General features: G+C 63.4%; 11 protein-coding genes. 7 read left to right on the top strand and 4 right to left on the bottom strand.

Annotation, left to right across the window (positions count from 1 at the left end; genetic code table 11):
* Position 1: 1 nt before the first annotated feature.
* Together JQ575_RS07135 and aceE are read right to left on the bottom strand one after the other, a co-directional pair.
* Entirely contained in the window at positions 2-1567 is a 1566-nt protein-coding gene (locus tag JQ575_RS07135) for a dihydrolipoyllysine-residue acetyltransferase (protein ID WP_212032517.1), read from the bottom strand.
* 24 nt (positions 1568-1591) lie between these two features.
* Complete coding sequence (gene aceE / locus JQ575_RS07130; protein ID WP_409364767.1) at positions 1592-4279, bottom strand: pyruvate dehydrogenase (acetyl-transferring), homodimeric type; 2688 nt, start codon at positions 4277-4279, stop codon at positions 1592-1594.
* A 559-nt stretch (positions 4280-4838) separates the two neighbouring features.
* Between aceE and lipA the strand changes: the two genes are divergently transcribed.
* The gene (lipA, locus tag JQ575_RS07125) at positions 4839-5807 is read left to right on the top strand and encodes a lipoyl synthase (RefSeq protein WP_212032515.1); all 969 of its coding nucleotides are present in this window, start codon (positions 4839-4841) and stop codon (positions 5805-5807) included.
* Between the two features lie 128 nt (positions 5808-5935).
* On the opposite strand, the gene JQ575_RS07120 is transcribed toward lipA, so the two are convergent.
* Positions 5936-6313: a carboxymuconolactone decarboxylase family protein gene (locus JQ575_RS07120; protein ID WP_192734580.1), complete on the bottom strand. Its 378-nt coding sequence runs from the start codon at positions 6311-6313 to the stop codon at positions 5936-5938.
* Between the two features lie 48 nt (positions 6314-6361).
* Positions 6362-7705 (bottom strand): MmgE/PrpD family protein, encoded by a 1344-nt coding sequence (locus JQ575_RS46035; protein WP_212032514.1) that lies wholly within the window; start codon positions 7703-7705, stop codon positions 6362-6364.
* 146 nt (positions 7706-7851) lie between these two features.
* On the opposite strand from JQ575_RS46035, the gene JQ575_RS07110 reads away from it, so the two are divergent.
* From JQ575_RS07110 to JQ575_RS07085, 6 genes are all read left to right on the top strand, one after another.
* A complete protein-coding gene (locus JQ575_RS07110; RefSeq protein WP_283842589.1) occupies positions 7852-8781 on the top strand; it encodes an NAD(P)-dependent oxidoreductase in 930 nt (309 codons plus the stop codon).
* Between the two features lie 27 nt (positions 8782-8808).
* Positions 8809-10203, top strand: coding sequence for an MmgE/PrpD family protein (locus JQ575_RS07105; RefSeq protein ID WP_212032512.1), 1395 nt, complete (start codon positions 8809-8811; stop codon positions 10201-10203).
* A gap of 91 nt (positions 10204-10294) precedes the next feature.
* Positions 10295-11245: a branched-chain amino acid ABC transporter permease gene (locus JQ575_RS07100; protein ID WP_312015896.1), complete on the top strand. Its 951-nt coding sequence runs from the start codon at positions 10295-10297 to the stop codon at positions 11243-11245.
* Entirely contained in the window at positions 11242-13032 is a 1791-nt protein-coding gene (locus JQ575_RS07095) for an ABC transporter permease subunit (RefSeq protein WP_212032511.1), read from the top strand. The genes JQ575_RS07100 and JQ575_RS07095 overlap by 4 nt, the downstream gene beginning before the upstream one ends.
* Positions 13019-13726 carry an ABC transporter ATP-binding protein gene (locus JQ575_RS07090; RefSeq protein WP_212032510.1) on the top strand — a complete coding sequence of 236 codons (708 nt, stop codon included), beginning with the start codon at positions 13019-13021 and terminating at the stop codon, positions 13724-13726. Before JQ575_RS07095 ends, JQ575_RS07090 begins: the two co-directional genes overlap by 14 nt.
* Before the next feature lie 29 nt (positions 13727-13755).
* A complete protein-coding gene (locus JQ575_RS07085) occupies positions 13756-15024 on the top strand; it encodes an ABC transporter substrate-binding protein (RefSeq protein WP_212032509.1) in 1269 nt (422 codons plus the stop codon).
* Positions 15025-15044 lie beyond the last annotated feature (20 nt).

Here is a 15044-nt window from a genome sequence, read left to right as displayed (position 1 = left end):
CTCAGAACAGCACGCGACGCAGGTCGGCGAGCACGCTGGCGAAATAGACGTTGAAGCGGGCTGCCGCCGCGCCGTCGATGACGCGATGGTCCCAGGACAGCGACAGCGGCAACGTCAACCGCCAGTTGGCCGTCTTGCCGTCGGACGAGTGCTGCTTCCAGTAACCCTTGCAGACGCCCATGATCGCGACTTCGGGCGCATTGATGATCGGCGTGAAATAGATGCCGCCGATGCCGCCGAGCGAGGAGATCGAGAAAGTCCCGCCCTGCATCTGGTCGGGCTTGATCTTGCCTTCGCGCGCGATCTTGGCGAGGGCGTTCATCTCCTTGGCGATTTCGGGCACCGATTTCTTGTCGGCGTCACGGATCACAGGCACCATCAGGCCATTCGGCGTATCAGCGGCAAAGCCGATGTGCCAGTAGTTCTTGTAGACGAGCGTGTCGCCGTCGAGGCTCGCATTGAATTCCGGGAATTTCTGCAGCGTCGCGACCGCAGCCTTCACCATGAACGGCAGCAGCGAGAGTTTTACGCCACTCTTCTCCAACTCCTTGTTCATCGTCACCCGGAATTGTTCGAGATCGGTGATGTCGGCCTCGTCGTGGGTCGTGACGTGCGGGATGACGACCCAGTTGCGGTGCAGGTTGGCCGCTGAGATCTTTTTGATGCGGCCGAGGTCCTTGCGCTCGACCGGCCCGAACTTCGCAAAGTCGACCTTGGGCCAGGGCAGAAGGTCAATGCCGCCGACACCGCCTCCGCTTGCGGCCGCTGCTTGCGGTTTCCCCGAGGGGGCCTCGCCTTTGCCGAAGGCTTCGACGTCTTCGCGCAGAATACGGCCGTGATTGCCCGAGCCTTTGACCTTGCCGAGATCGACACCCCGTTCGCGCGCCAGCTTGCGCACGGCCGGACCGGCATAGGCGAGCGCGAAGCTTCCTTCATCAAAGGCGCCGGCCACCGCCGTTCCAGCGGCGGTGGCCGACGAGGACGCAGGCGGCGACACGGGAGGGATGTCGGCCTGCAAAGGTGCTGCGCCAGTTGCGAGCGACAGGATGACAGCGCCCTCGCTGACCTTGTCGCCGGTCTTGACCTTGATCTCGCGCACGGTGCCGGAGAGCGGCGCCGGCACTTCCATCGTCGCCTTGTCCGACTCGAGCGCGATCAGCGGATCCTCGGCTTTCACGCTGTCGCCGATCTTGACGAAGATTTCGATGACCGGAACGTCCTTGAAGTCGCCGATATCAGGAACTCGCACCTCGGCGACGCCGCCCGGTGCGCTGACCGGTGACGGCGGCGCGCTGACGACCGGGCGGGCCTCGGCCTGTTCCGCGCCGGCGCCCTCGAACTGCACGATAACAGTGCCTTCGCTGACCTTGTCGCCAAGCTTCACGACCACCGATTTCACCACGCCATCACGCGGCGACGGCACCTCCATGGTCGCCTTGTCGGACTCCAGCGCAACCAGCGGATCCTCGGCCTTCACCTTGTCGCCCGGCTTGACGAAGACCTCGATGACAGGGACGTCCTTGAAGTCACCGATATCGGGAACCTTGATGTCGATCAGACCACTCATCGTTCTGTCCTCGGCTCCGCTGGCTCACACGGTCCAGGGCGCAGCACGCCCGGCGTCGATGTTGTATTTGGCGATGGCTTCGGCCACGATCGCCGGCTTGATCGCGCCGTCGTCAGCGAGCGCCTTGAGCGCGGCGACGGCGACGTAATGCCGGTCGACCTCGAAGAATTTTCGCAGCTTCACGCGATAGTCGCTGCGGCCAAAACCGTCCGTGCCGAGCACGACGTATCGACGGCCGGCCGCCTGCACATACTCCCGGATCTGGTCGGAGTAGCTGCGCATGTAGTCGGTCGACGCCACGACCGGCCCCGGATGGCCTTCAAGTTGCGCCTCGACCCAGCTCTTGCGGCGCGGCTCGGTCGGATGCAGCAAATTCCAGCGCTCCGCCGCCATGCCGTCGCGGCGCAGTTCGTTGAAGCTGGTCGCGCTCCAGACGTCGGCGGTGACGCCGAAATCCGCCTTGAGCAGATCCGCGGCCGCGATCACTTCGCGCAGGATCGTGCCGGAGCCCATGAGTTGGACGCGCAGACCCTTCTTCGCGGTCTCGCCGCCGTTCTTGAGGAGGTAGAGCCCCTTGAGAATTCCTTCTTCCGCCCCCTTGCCGGCCTCGGCCAACCCGGGGTGCTGATAGTTCTCGTTCATCAGGGTAATGTAGTAGTAGACGTCCTCCTGCGTCTCATACATGCGGCGCATACCCTCGCGGACGATAGTCACGACCTCATAGGCAAAGGTCGGATCGTACGAGATGCAGTTCGGGATGGTGGCGGCCAGCAAATGGCTGTGGCCGTCCTCATGCTGCAACCCCTCGCCGTTCAGCGTGGTGCGGCCGGCGGTGCCACCGAGCAGGAAGCCGCGGGCACGCATGTCGCCGGCGAGCCAGGCGAGATCGCCGACGCGTTGCAGGCCGAACATCGAATAATAGATGTAGAACGGGATCATCGGCACGTTGTTGGTCGAGTAGGACGTTGCTGCGACGATCCAGCTCGACATCGCGCCGCCTTCGTTGATGCCCTCCTGGAACACCTGTCCGCTCTTGTCCTCGCGGTAATACATCAGCTGGTCGGCATCCTGCGGCCGGTAGAGCTGACCGACCGACGAGTAGATGCCGAGTTGGCGGAACATGCCCTCCATGCCGAAGGTGCGGGATTCGTCCGGCACGATCGGCACGATGTGCTTGCCGATCGCTCTGTCGCGCACGAGGGTGCCGAGCATCTGCACGAAAGCCATCGTAGTCGAAATTTCGCGCTCGCCGGTGGCGTCGAGCAGCCGCTGGAACGTCGATAGCGGCGGAATTTGCAGGGAGGCGGATTTGCGCCGGCGCTGCGGCAGACTGCCGCCGAGCTTTGCGCGCTGGGCGTGGAAATACTTCATCTCCGGGCTGTCTTCCGGCAGACGGAGGAACGGAACCTTGGCCAGGTCCGCATCCGAGACCGGCACCTGGAAGCGATCGCGAAAGCCGCGCAGCGCATCCTGCGTCATCTTCTTCGCCTGATGCGCGATCATCTGGCCTTCGCCGGATTCTCCCATGCCAAAACCCTTGACGGTCTTCGGCAGGATGACGGTCGGCTGGCCCTTGTGATTCACGGCGGCGGTGTAGGCCGCGAACACCTTCTCCGGATCATGGCCGCCGCGCGCCAGCGCCCAGATATCGTCGTCGCTCATGTCGGCAACGAGTTCCTTCGTTTCCGCGTATTTGCCGAAGAAGTGTTCGCGAATGTAGGCGCCGCTCTTGCTCTTGTAGTCCTGGTATTCGCCGTCGACGCATTCGTCCATGAGCTGGAGCAGCCGCCCGCTCTTGTCCTTCTGCAGCAGCCGATCCCAGCCCGAGCCCCACAGCACCTTGATGACGTTCCAGCCAGCGCCGCGGAACACGCTTTCGAGCTCCTGGACGATCTTGCCGTTGCCGCGCACCGGTCCGTCGAGCCGCTGGAGGTTGCAATTGATGACGAAGATCAGATTGTCGAGGTTTTCGCGGCCGGCGAGCGAAATCGCGCCGAGCGATTCCGGCTCATCGGTTTCGCCGTCGCCCATGAAGGCCCAGACCTTGCGATTGGCGGTTTCGGCCAAATGGCGGTTCTCCAGATATTTCAGGAACCGCGCCTGATAGATCGCCATCAGGGGCCCGAGCCCCATCGACACCGTCGGGAACTGCCAGAAGTCCGGCATCAGCCAGGGGTGCGGATAGCTCGACAATCCGCCGCCCGCGGTCTCCTGCCGGAAGCCGAGCAATTGCTCCTCGCTCAAGCGGCCTTCGAGAAAGGCGCGCGCGTAGATGCCCGGCGAGCAATGCCCCTGGACGAAAATGAGGTCGCCGCCATGCTTCTCGGTCGGCGCGTGCCAGAAATGGCCGAAGCCGATGTCGTAGAGTGTCGCCGCCGACTGGAAGCTCGCGATGTGGCCGCCAAGCTCCGAGCTCTCTTTGTTGGCGCGCAGCACGATGGCCAGCGCATTCCACCGGATGATCGAGCGAAGCTTGTGCTCGATGGCGCGATCGCCCGGCAGCGCCGGCTGCCGATCCGGCGGGATCGTGTTGCAATAGGGAGTGGTCAACGTCTGTTGAATGCCGAGGCCGCCGCTGCGCGCGGCGTCGATCACCGCATTGACGACGAACTCGGCTCGTTCGTTGCCGCGATGCCCCCGGACTGCCGACAAGGCATCCAGCCATTCCCGGGTTTCCTGCGGATCCTGATCTTGCGCTTCCGCGACCTTCATTACCGTCTCCATTGCATGCCAAGCCGAAGTCAAGCGTCAACGCTCATTGCTTTCCGCGCACATGCGGAATCGCAACGCCACACAGGCGATATCGCCTGTCGCTCTAGGTAAAGAATTGAATGTTGGCTGGCATCTGAACGTCCCCTCGCATTGTTTGTTCTCAAGCTGTCGCTTTTTTTTGCGCATAGCCTCTTTTGCAGACACCTAAGCAGCATTCGTGCCAGACGACACAAAGCGCAGCCGATCGCGGCCATGCCATTCATTTTGCTTGAGATTGCGATCCTGGCCATTGGGCCGGCCGGCGCGATTGGTCCGGATCTGTCTGAAGCTCCGGAAAAACGTTCGGAGGGGCTGCCCGAAATGTCGGACCGGCGCGGTGACGAGTTCCAAATGCGGGGCTCGAAGCCGGAAAACCCGCCTGCATGCCCTAGACGAGAGCCCCCGGGGCAACGCGGTGGCCGGCCGTGACAGGGCGATGCCGGAGAGACAAACAATCGAATTGACGAAGCTCGCTTCGATAGCTGAATGTCCACGACCGGCGCACTCACGAGGCTGACCAATGACCGTCGTGCTCGATCTCCTCAACAACGATCCGCGGGCCAAGATGCGGTCCGACATGCCGCGTCACCCTGAAAAGGCCAACCGCCCCGATACGCCCATACAGAGCAAGCCTGCCTGGATCCGCGTCAAGGCTCCCGGCTCCGCCGCATGGGCCGAGACGAAGCGCATCGTGCGCGAGAACAAACTCGTGACCGTCTGCGAGGAAGCGCGCTGCCCCAACATTGGCGAGTGCTGGTCAAAGAAGCACGCGACCTTCATGATCATGGGCGATACCTGCACGCGCGCCTGTGCCTTCTGCAACGTGCGCACCGGCCTGCCCGGGCCGCTCGATGCCGATGAGCCGCACAAGGTCGCCGAAGCGGTGGCCAAGCTGGGATTGGAGCATGAGGTCATCACCTCGGTCGATCGCGACGACCTTGCCGACGGCGGCGCCGCGCATTTCGCTGCGACGATTGCAGCCATCCGCACGACAAGCCCGGGTACGACGATCGAAATCCTGACCCCGGATTTTCTGCGCAAGGGCGGCGCGCTCGAAACGGTCGTTGCGGCGAAACCCGACGTATTCAACCACAATCTGGAGACGGTGCCGTCGAAATACCTGACGGTGCGGCCCGGCGCGCGCTATTTCCATTCGGTCCGGCTGCTGCAGCGCGTAAAGGAACTCGCCGCGCAGATCTTCACCAAGTCCGGCATCATGGTCGGTCTCGGTGAGGACCGGAACGAGGTGCTGCAATTGATGGACGATTTGCGTTCCGCGGACGTCGATTTCCTGACCATCGGCCAGTATCTCCAGCCCACGCGCAAGCACCATGCTGTCGTACGCTTCGTGCCTCCTGATGAATTCGAAGTCTATGAGAAGATCGCGTACGCCAAAGGCTTTCTGCTGGTGTCGGCCACGCCGCTGACGCGCTCCTCGCACCACGCAGGCGATGACTTCCGCAAACTACGCGAACGCCGCCGCGGTTGACGACAGGTACAGCTTGACCCGCGCGTTGTAGCAATTCGGGAAAAGATATGCCGCGGCACCTGAACGGCAAACCGCGACATGATCTCTCGCCCCTTATGATTGGAGATGAAGCCGCCCCGACGGCCGCGTCATTGCTCTTCCACTTCCTTGAAGGCCTCCCGCGCGTTTCGGAAGGCATCGATTCCCGAAGGGATGCCGCAATAGACGGCGACCTGAAGCAGGATCTCCTTGATCTCGTCCTTGGTGAGCCCATTCACGAGGGCCCCTTTTACGTGCAGCTTCAGTTCGTGGGGACGGCCCAGCGCACCGAGCATGGCCAGGTTGACGATGCTGCGGGTGCGGCGGTCCAGACCCGGCCTCGTCCACAGAGCGCCCCAGCAAAATTCGGTCGACCATTCCGCCATCGTTCGGGTGAATTCGTCGGCGCCTGCGATGGATTTGTTGACGTAGTCCTCGCCTAGCACTTCCTTGCGAACCTTCAGGCCCTTGTCGAACAACTCAGTCATCGTTGGTTCCTTCCATTGTTTGAGAACTGTTTTTCAAGGCGGCGCGGCTCAGCCGTGCGCCCTCATCAGGCTTGAGACGTCGGCAAGCTCATCGAGACGCCAGACACCATCGATAATGCGATCTATATTCCAATCGGTCCCGCCCAGCCGCGCACCATCGCGCAGTTTCGCTTCGATATCCCGATCCGACAACGGGTCGGCAAGACTGCCCTTCGCTTCCATCACGATCGCGCTGAGCGTCTCTCCTGACGCCAGTCGGATAATGACACGCGCAGCACCATCCGGAAGTGAAGCGTCGAGCTCAGCCTCCACCTTCTGACGCAGCGACACGATTTCAGGTCGAAATACGGCCGCGTCCGCGAACTCGGTGACGCCGGCCGCCCCCAGCAGCAGCGCGCAGGCAGCGCAGTGATGAATGCTGACCCGGGCGTCGCGTTCGTTGCGGACCGGCCGGTCGCCACGCGCGAGCAGGAGCGCCGAGCCCTGCACCGTAATGGAGGCGATATCATCGATGCGTCCGCCTAGCTTCGCTCGCAAAGTGAAGCAGGCGTCGATCACGGCATGAAACACGATGCCCGCCGGATAGGGCTTGTAGGTGTTCTTCGCGATCTCCCAGGTCTTGCCGAGGCCGCCGGTCAATCGCCCAAGATCGGGATCGTCGCCCATGGCGCGGGCCCAACCCAGCGGTCCCTCAATGGCGCGCGGCGATGCGGAATAGCCGTCGGCCGCAAGCAATGCTGCGAACAGGCCGTTGCGCGCCGCGTTGCCGACGCTGACGTTCTTGGCGGCGCTCGGGAGGTTTTCGATGATCCCGGCCGACTGGCTGGCGGCAATTCCGATCGCATTTGAAATCTGGTCCGCCGGAAGCCCAAGCAGCTTTGCGCAGGCTGCGGCCGCGCCGAATACCCCGCAGGTCGAGGTGATGTGCCAGCCGCGCGCGTAATGTCCGGGCGACACCGCATTGCCGATGCGGCATTCGACCTCCACGCCGAGAATGAATGCCGTGAGAACGGCCTGCCCCGAATATCCCCGCGCCTGCGCCAATGCCAGCACCGGCGCTGCGACGGGCGCCGCCGGATGAATGATGGTGTCCAGATGGGTATCGTCAAAATCGAGCAGGTTGGCCGAAACCGCGTTGACGAACGACGCAGCCAGGGCGTCGAGCCGTTCCGGACGGCCGATGACCGCGGATGTCGCGGCGCCGCTGAACGGCAATAACGTGCGCAAAGCGGCGGTGACGGCGGGATCATTCGACGACCCCAGCGCGGTCGCGAAGAAGTTCAGGATCGAGCGTTTGGCTTCGTGATCTTGCGCGGCGACATCCGCCCACACCGTGCCGGCAACGAAATCGGCGAATGTCGTGCCGGCGCCTTGCGCTTCATCTTGCCGCACTGAGCAAATTCCTCGGACCTTGTTTTTTCGACCCTATTCCGGCGCGACATCGCCTGTCGACAAGAATCTTATGCTTGACAGATTGACTGACAATCTGGACATTCGGCGAAACGCGACCGGGGAACCCTGGCGCGGCAAGAACAAGAATGCGCCCGGGCTTGCGGCGCGACAGGGAGCGAACCATGGCAGCGGAAACAATCGGCTTTGTCGGAACGGGCCGCATGGGCGGACCGATGGCCGGGCGCCTGCTCGACGCCGGCTACTCACTGTGCATTTACGATTCGCAGAGCGAGGCGACCAAGGAACTGGTTGCGCGCGGCGCACGGCTCGCGAAATCGCCTGCCGAAGTCGCATCGAGCGCCGATATCGTGCTGTGCAGTCTGCCTACCCCCGACATCGTCAAGGCGGTTGCACTGGGGCCCGATGGAATCGTTGCCGGAAACCGCGCCACGGTGCTGATCGACCTGTCCACCACCGGACCCGGCGCCGCCAAATTGATCGCGAAGGGATTCGAGCCGCGGAACCTGACCCTGGTCGATGCGCCGGTCAGCGGCGGCATCAAGGGCGCGGTGAACGGCACGCTCGCGGTGATGGTGTCCTGCCCGAAGGCGACCTATGACCGGGTTGAGCCGATCCTGAAGCATTTCGGAAAGCTGTTTTACACCGGCGACAAGCCGGGGACGGCTCAAACGGCAAAGCTCGCCAACAATCTGATGGCCGCGGCAGCGCTGGTGATCACCTCCGAAGCGGTGGCGATGGGCGTCAAGGGCGGTGTCAATGCCAAGGTGCTGATCGACATCATCAACGCCAGCAGCGGGCGCAACAGCGCCTCCGAAGACAAATTCCCCCGCGCCGTGCTTCCCGGAACCTTCGATTTCGGATTTACAACCGGCCTCTCCTACAAGGACGTGCGGCTGTGCGTCGATGAAGCCGAAGCCATGGGCGTCCCGATGGTCTGCGGCTCGGTGGTCCGGCAGATGCTCGCGATCACCAATGCCAAATACGGCGCGTCATCCGACTTCACCTCGATCGCGAAAGTGCTTGAGGAATGGGCTGGCGTCGAAATGCGCGGCTAGACCGCTGGCGCGCGAGGGGCGATTGCCATGACGATCGGATCGACCGGACCAGGCGGGGTTTCGTTGGCGCGAGCGCTGACGCGCGCCGCGCTTGCCGTCGACCCCGGCCGTTTCGACGCTGAAGTCATCGCCAAGGCGAAAATATGCCTGCTCGATTTTCTCTCCTGCGCCTTCGAGGCACGCAATCACCCGTGGAGCCGCCAGGCGATCGGCATCGCGCGCGAGGTCAGAGACGGCGCAACGGTCATCGGCACCCGAACCCATGCCTCGCCGGGCGACGCGGCCTTCGCCAACGCCACCATGGGCCACGGCCTGGTGCGCGAAGACATGCACGCCGCCAGCATTTGTCATCATGGCGTGGTGATCTGGCCTACCCTGCTCGCCTTGTCGGAGCGTACGCCACTATCCGGCGCGAAGCTCCTTGCTGCTGCGATCGTCGGTTATGAGGCCGGTGCGCAAATCGGCCGCGCGCTCTTTACCGCCGATCTCGCCCGCCTCTACCGGCCGACAGGTCTTGTGACGCCACTCGGCGCAGCGTTAGCCGGAAGCTATGCCCTAGGCCTTGCCGAGGATGCCGCAACCAGCGCCATTGCCATTGCCGCCAACACGTCGTCCGGCCTGAACGAATGGCCGCGCGCCGGCGGCTCCGAAATGTATTTCCATCCCGGTTTTGCGGCACGCAATGCGATTGCCGCAATCGAATTGGCGGAAGCCGGCGCCCTCGCCTCGGAAACGATCCTTGAGGGCGAAGCCGGATTGTTCGCCGCCTTCCGCCGCCGGCCTGCCCCCGACGATATCCGTTTGTTCACCGGCGAGCCGGAAATCATGGCCGTCTACAACAAACCGGCTCCCGCCTGCAATTTCGCGCAAACCGCAGCCCAGGCGGCCCTGCGCGCCGCGCGCGAACTCGGATCATCGGACGACATCGCGACCGTTGCCATTCGGGTGCCGGAAGCCGCGGCCCGTTACCCCGGCTGCGATTCGAAGGGGCCCTTTCACAACGCGCTGCAGGCCAAGATGAGCATTCCCTTCAGCGTCGCCGCCGTGCTGGCGCGCGGCGCGCTCGAAGAAGACAATTACGCTGACATCGACGATCCCAGGATACTCCGCCTCGTCGAGCGGACCGAGCTGCAAAGCGCGTCTGATCTCACCGCCGCATTCCCGGCGAACCAGGGCGCCGAGGTCCTCGTTGGCCTGCACAATGGAACGACCATCCATCAGCGCCTCGAGAACGTGATTGCCGCCACGCCGGAGCAAATCCGCGCCCGCTTTCGGCAGGCTGCTTCCGACGTCATCGGCGAAAAGCGCGCGCTGCTTCTGGAAGAGCTGGTCGACAATTGTGCAACGCTTTCGGACGCCCGCGTGATTGCGGCCCAATGCCGGCTTGAGCCGGCCGAACAGCGGCTTCGACCAGCGTCATGAACGACAACGATAAACAGAAATTGGGGAACGCCATGCCTAAACCGGAAACGGATAACGCCGCCGCACCGCCAGTTCCCGCGCGAGGTCTCCGGTGACCCAGGCGTTGGAAGGCTTCCTGCAAGCGCTGTCCGCCGGGCTTTTGATCGGCGCGGTCTACGGCTTGATGTGCGTTGGGCTCGGGCTGATCTTCGGCGTCATGCGCGTCATCAATTTCGCCCAGGGCGATTTCATGATGCTCGGCATGTATGCCGCGTTCTATTTCTTTACCGCGTTCGGCGTGCAGGCCGCGTTCGGCAACAACTTCGGGCCGTTCGTCGCGATCCTGCTGGCCGGCCCGGTGCTGGCCGTCTTCGGTTACTTCGTCCATCTTACCCTGATCTCGCGCGTATCAGGCATGCGCACCTCCTCGCTCGAGGGCGAAGGTCACTATGCCCAGCTCATCCTGACGCTCGGAATCGCACTGATCCTGCAGAATGGCGGCCTGCTCGTGTTCGGCTCGGTGTTGGCCTCAATCCGGACGCCGCTGTCGAGTTCGGCGTGGGAGCTTGGACCGATGTTTTATGACGTCAGCGTCTTCATCAACAAGGCGCGCGGGATAGACGCGGTCGTTTCGCTCGTGACGATGCTGCTGCTGACGCTCATGATCACGCGGTCGCGGATAGGAAAATCGCTGCGCGCCGCCGCCGATAATCCCACCGCGGCAACCTACATGGGCATCGACGTCGACCGCGCGCACCGCATCGCTTTTGCGCTCGGCACCGGCATCACGGCGATTGCCGGCGGCCTGCTCGCCACCAATTATCCATTCCATCCCTTTGTCGGTGTCGAATACGTCATCGTCATGTATGCCGGCGTCGTGCTTGGCGGCATGGGCAGCCTCATCGGCGCCTTCTGGGGCGGCATGACGATCGGCCTGGTCCAGCAGATGTCGACGCTGATCCTGCCGACGCAACTGCAGAACGCCGCGATCTTCGTTGTGTTTCTCCTGATCATTTTCTTCCGTCCGCAAGGCTTCTTCGGGCGCATGGTCGAGAGGACATGACCATGCGCGGATGGCGATCGCTGCTGCCTATCCTTGTCTTCACCGCGCTCTATGCCGCGGTGTCGCTGAGCGTGACCAATTCCTATTACCAGCTGGTGATGACGCTGGTTCCGGTCTGGGCGATCTTCGGCCTGTCGTGGAACCTGCTGAGCGGATACACCGGACTGATCTCGTTCGGTCATGCCGCCTTCTTCGGAGTCGGCGCCTATACCGTCGTGCTCTGCCAGATCCATTTCGACCTGTCGCCGTGGGTAACGATCCCCATCGCGGCCGTCCTCGGCGGTATCGCCGGATTGCTGATCGGCTTTCCGACCTTCCGCCTGCAGGGGCACTACTTTGCACTGGCGATGCTGGCCTACCCGCTCGCCATTCTCTACGTGTTCGAATGGCTCGGCCTGCAGGAAGTCACGCTGCCCATCAAGCGCGACAATCCGATCGCCTATATGCAGTTCGCCGATCACCGTCTCTACACGCTGCTGGCGCTGGCGATGATGCTCGGCACCATCCTGCTGACACGGGCGATCGAACGGTCGCGCTTCGGCATGGCGCTGCTTGCGATCAAGCAGAATGAGGCGGCCGCGGAAGCCGCCGGGATCAACACGCTGGCCTGGAAACTCCGTGCCGTCACGCTCAGCGGCGCCATCGCCGGAGCGGTCGGCGGGTTCTACGCTGTCGTGTTGCTGGTGGTGACCCCGCAATCCGTGTTCGGCATGCTGGTGTCGGCACAGGCGCTGACGGTCGCCATGTTCGGCGGAGTTGGAACGGTCTGGGGTCCGGTGATCGGATCGGTGATCCTGATCCCATTGGCCGAGACGCTCAATGCCGAAGCGGGCTCGCGGTTTCCCGGCATTCAGGGGGTGATTTACGGCCTCGCTATCATATGCGTCATCCTGCTCGCGCCTGAGGGCCTGTTCTGGAAGGTGCGTGACTTCCTGCGCAAGCGGTCGTCGCCACCGGCTGCGGCAAAGCCGAGCGCGCCGGAGGCCTCGGTCGCGGCTGCCGCCCCCGCTGCACCGGCGCCAGCGCGGCCCAAACGCCCCACTGGGACAGGCGACGTCGTCCTTGAAGTCCGTAACCTGTCGCGTTCCTTCGGCGGGTTGAAGGCCGTGCAGGATGTCAGCTTCAAGCTGCGGCAAAACGAGATCCTCGGAATCATCGGTCCCAACGGGGCCGGCAAGACCACGCTCTTCAACCTGCTGAACGGATTCCTGCGGCCGGGTACCGGCGAGATTTTGCTCGACGGCCGCGAGATGTCCGGCCGCAAGCCGCACGAACTCTGCGAGGCCGGCATCGGCCGCACCTTCCAGATCATGCGCCCGTTCCTGCGGATGTCGATCTCGGACAATGTCGTGGTCGGGGCCTATGTGCGCGCCAGGACCGACGCGGAGGCAAGGAAACTGGCGGCCGACGCGATTGCCCGCGTCGGACTGTCCGAGATCGCCGACCGCATCGCGGGCGAACTCACGACCAAGGAATTGCGGCTGATGGAACTCGCCCGCGCGCTGGCCGGACAGCCACGCATCCTGCTGCTCGACGAGACGCTCGCAGGCCTCGGACATGACGAAGCCAACGAAGTCGTGGCCGTCATCCAGCGGCTTGCCCGTGACGGCATGACGATCGCGATCATCGAACACACGATGCAGGCGATGGTCCGGCTGGTTGACAGTTTCCTGGTGCTCGACCACGGCGCCGTGATCGTCGAGGGCGAACCCGAAGCGGTCACCCGCGACAGCCGCGTCATCGAGGCCTATCTCGGCAAAAAATGGGTGGCCCATGCTCCGCATTGAAGGGCTTACCGCCGGCTATTCCGCGATCCCCGTGTTGAACGGCGTCTCGATCAAGGTCGACGAAGGCCAGTTCGTCGCGATCGTCGGACCGAACGGTGCCGGCAAGACCACGCTGTTCAAGACGATCTCCGGTATCGTGCAGCCGACCGCGGGAACGATCACATTCAAGGATCACGACCTGCTGGCGATCCGACCGTCGCAACGCGCGCATCTCGGCATCGCCCATGTCCCGGAAGGCCGTCAGGTGTTTCCTTCGCTCACCGTGATGGAAAACCTCGAAATGGGCGCGATGACCGAAGCCGGGCAGCGCGACTGGAAACACAACATCGAGCGTATCTTCGAATGGCTGCCCATCCTGGCCGAGCGCCGCGGCCAGTTCGCCGGCACGCTCTCGGGCGGACAGCAGCAGATGCTGGCGATCGGCCGCGGGCTCGCAGGATCGCCCAAACTCCTGATGCTGGATGAGCCCTCGATGGGCCTTGCGCCCACCATCGCGGATTTCATCTTCGAACGGCTGATCGAAATCCGCCGGCAATCCAACCTGACCATCCTGCTGGTCGAACAGCGCGTGGCGGAGGCGCTCGAGTCCGCCGACCACGGCTACGTGCTCGAAGCCGGCCGCGTCGCGCTCGAAGGCAACAACGAAACCTTGCGGGCGGACGACCGCATCCGCAAGGCCTATCTCGGCATGTAACCAACAACAACACCATTGGAAGGACGAAAATGGGCCAGGACAAGGTTAAGGACAACGTAGCGGACAAGGTCTCGAAGACGTCGCTGACACGGCGAACCGTGCTGTCAGGCGCGGCGGCGATCGGCCTGTCGACGGTGGCGCGCGCGCAAGCGCCGGCCGAGGTCAAGGTCGGCCTGATCGTGCCGCTATCCGGCATCTATACCCGTCCGGGCCAGGTGATGCGCATGGGCGCCGAGATGGGCATCGAGCACATCAACGCGCAAGGCGGCATCAAATCGCTCGGCGGCGCCAAGATGAAGCTCGTCGTGATCGATTGCGGCGACACTACCGAAAAGGCCAAGAACGCGGCGCAGCGCATGGTGGCGCAGGAGCCCGATCTGGTTGCCGCAACCGGCTCCTATCTCAGCTCCTTCACGCTGGCGGTGACTGAAGTCACCGAACGCGCCGAACTGCCTGTCCTGACGCTGTCCTATTCGGACCTGCTGACCGATCGCGGCTTCAAGTTCATTTTCCAGACCGCCGCGCCCGCCAGTGTGCAATCGCAACTCGGTCTACCCGAACTGATGAAGCTCGCAGAAAAGGCCGCCGGCAAGCGGCCGAAGACGGTCGCGATGCTGATGGACAATACGGCAACCTCGGTCGCAACCGCCAAGGCGCTGAAGGAGAAACTGTTCGCGCAGGAAGGCCTTCAGCTCGTGGTCGAGGAGGTCTGGACACCTCCGCTTTCCGACGCCACACCGCTGATCCAGAAGGTCAGGTCGGCGAGGCCCGACCTGCTGCTGTTCATGCCGAACGCGATCTCCGACGCCAAGCTCGGCCTGGAGAAGATCAACGAGTTCGGCCTCGGACAGGGCAAGATTCCGACCGTGTCCTTCAGCATCACCATTGCCGAGCCGGACATGCTGCAGAGCGTCACCCCGGAAGTCGTCCAGGGCATTATGACGATCGTCGCCAACTGGGGCTGCAAGGGACATGAGGACATCATCGCCGAGCTCAAGGCCAAGTACAAGGAGCCCTGGGCGACGCAGAACGTCATCTCGACCTATGGCGACATGTGGCTGATGAAGGCTGCGCTTGAAAAGGCCGGCAAGGCCAACCGCCTCGCCGTCGCCGATGCGTTCCGCACCCTGGATGACGGACCAGCGAAATACTATCCCGGCGGCCAGTTGAAGTTCGACGAAAAGGGCCGCCGTGTCGGTGCCGGCGTCGTCATCGTGCAGTGGCAGAATGGCGTACCCGTCACCGTGTTCCCCTCCGACCTCGCTCAAGCGTCCCCGTTCTGGCCGAAGAAATCTTGACTGCAACGCATCTCAAAAAT

Origin of the sequence: Bradyrhizobium sp. JYMT SZCCT0428 (genome assembly GCF_018131075.1) — a bacterium.
GTDB lineage: Bacteria > Pseudomonadota > Alphaproteobacteria > Rhizobiales > Xanthobacteraceae > Bradyrhizobium.
Note: the sequence above shows the minus strand (reverse complement) of the source record. Positions and strands in the feature narration are given on the sequence as shown.

Bases quoted from the DNA above. Each gene is read 5' to 3' on its own strand.
- JQ575_RS07135 (WP_212032517.1), bottom strand. From the start codon at position 1,567: ATGAGTGGTCTGATCGACATCAAGGTTCCCGATATCGGTGACTTCAAG.
- aceE (WP_409364767.1), bottom strand. From the start codon at position 4,279: ATGAAGGTCGCGGAAGCGCAAGATCAGGATCCGCAGGAAACCCGGGAA.
- lipA (WP_212032515.1), top strand. From the start codon at position 4,839: ATGACCGTCGTGCTCGATCTCCTCAACAACGATCCGCGGGCCAAGATG.
- JQ575_RS07120 (WP_192734580.1), bottom strand. From the start codon at position 6,313: ATGACTGAGTTGTTCGACAAGGGCCTGAAGGTTCGCAAGGAAGTGCTA.
- JQ575_RS07110 (WP_283842589.1), top strand. From the start codon at position 7,852: ATGCGCCCGGGCTTGCGGCGCGACAGGGAGCGAACCATGGCAGCGGAA.
- JQ575_RS07105 (WP_212032512.1), top strand. From the start codon at position 8,809: ATGACGATCGGATCGACCGGACCAGGCGGGGTTTCGTTGGCGCGAGCG.
- JQ575_RS07095 (WP_212032511.1), top strand. From the start codon at position 11,242: ATGACCATGCGCGGATGGCGATCGCTGCTGCCTATCCTTGTCTTCACC.
- JQ575_RS07090 (WP_212032510.1), top strand. From the start codon at position 13,019: ATGCTCCGCATTGAAGGGCTTACCGCCGGCTATTCCGCGATCCCCGTG.
- JQ575_RS07085 (WP_212032509.1), top strand. From the start codon at position 13,756: ATGGGCCAGGACAAGGTTAAGGACAACGTAGCGGACAAGGTCTCGAAG.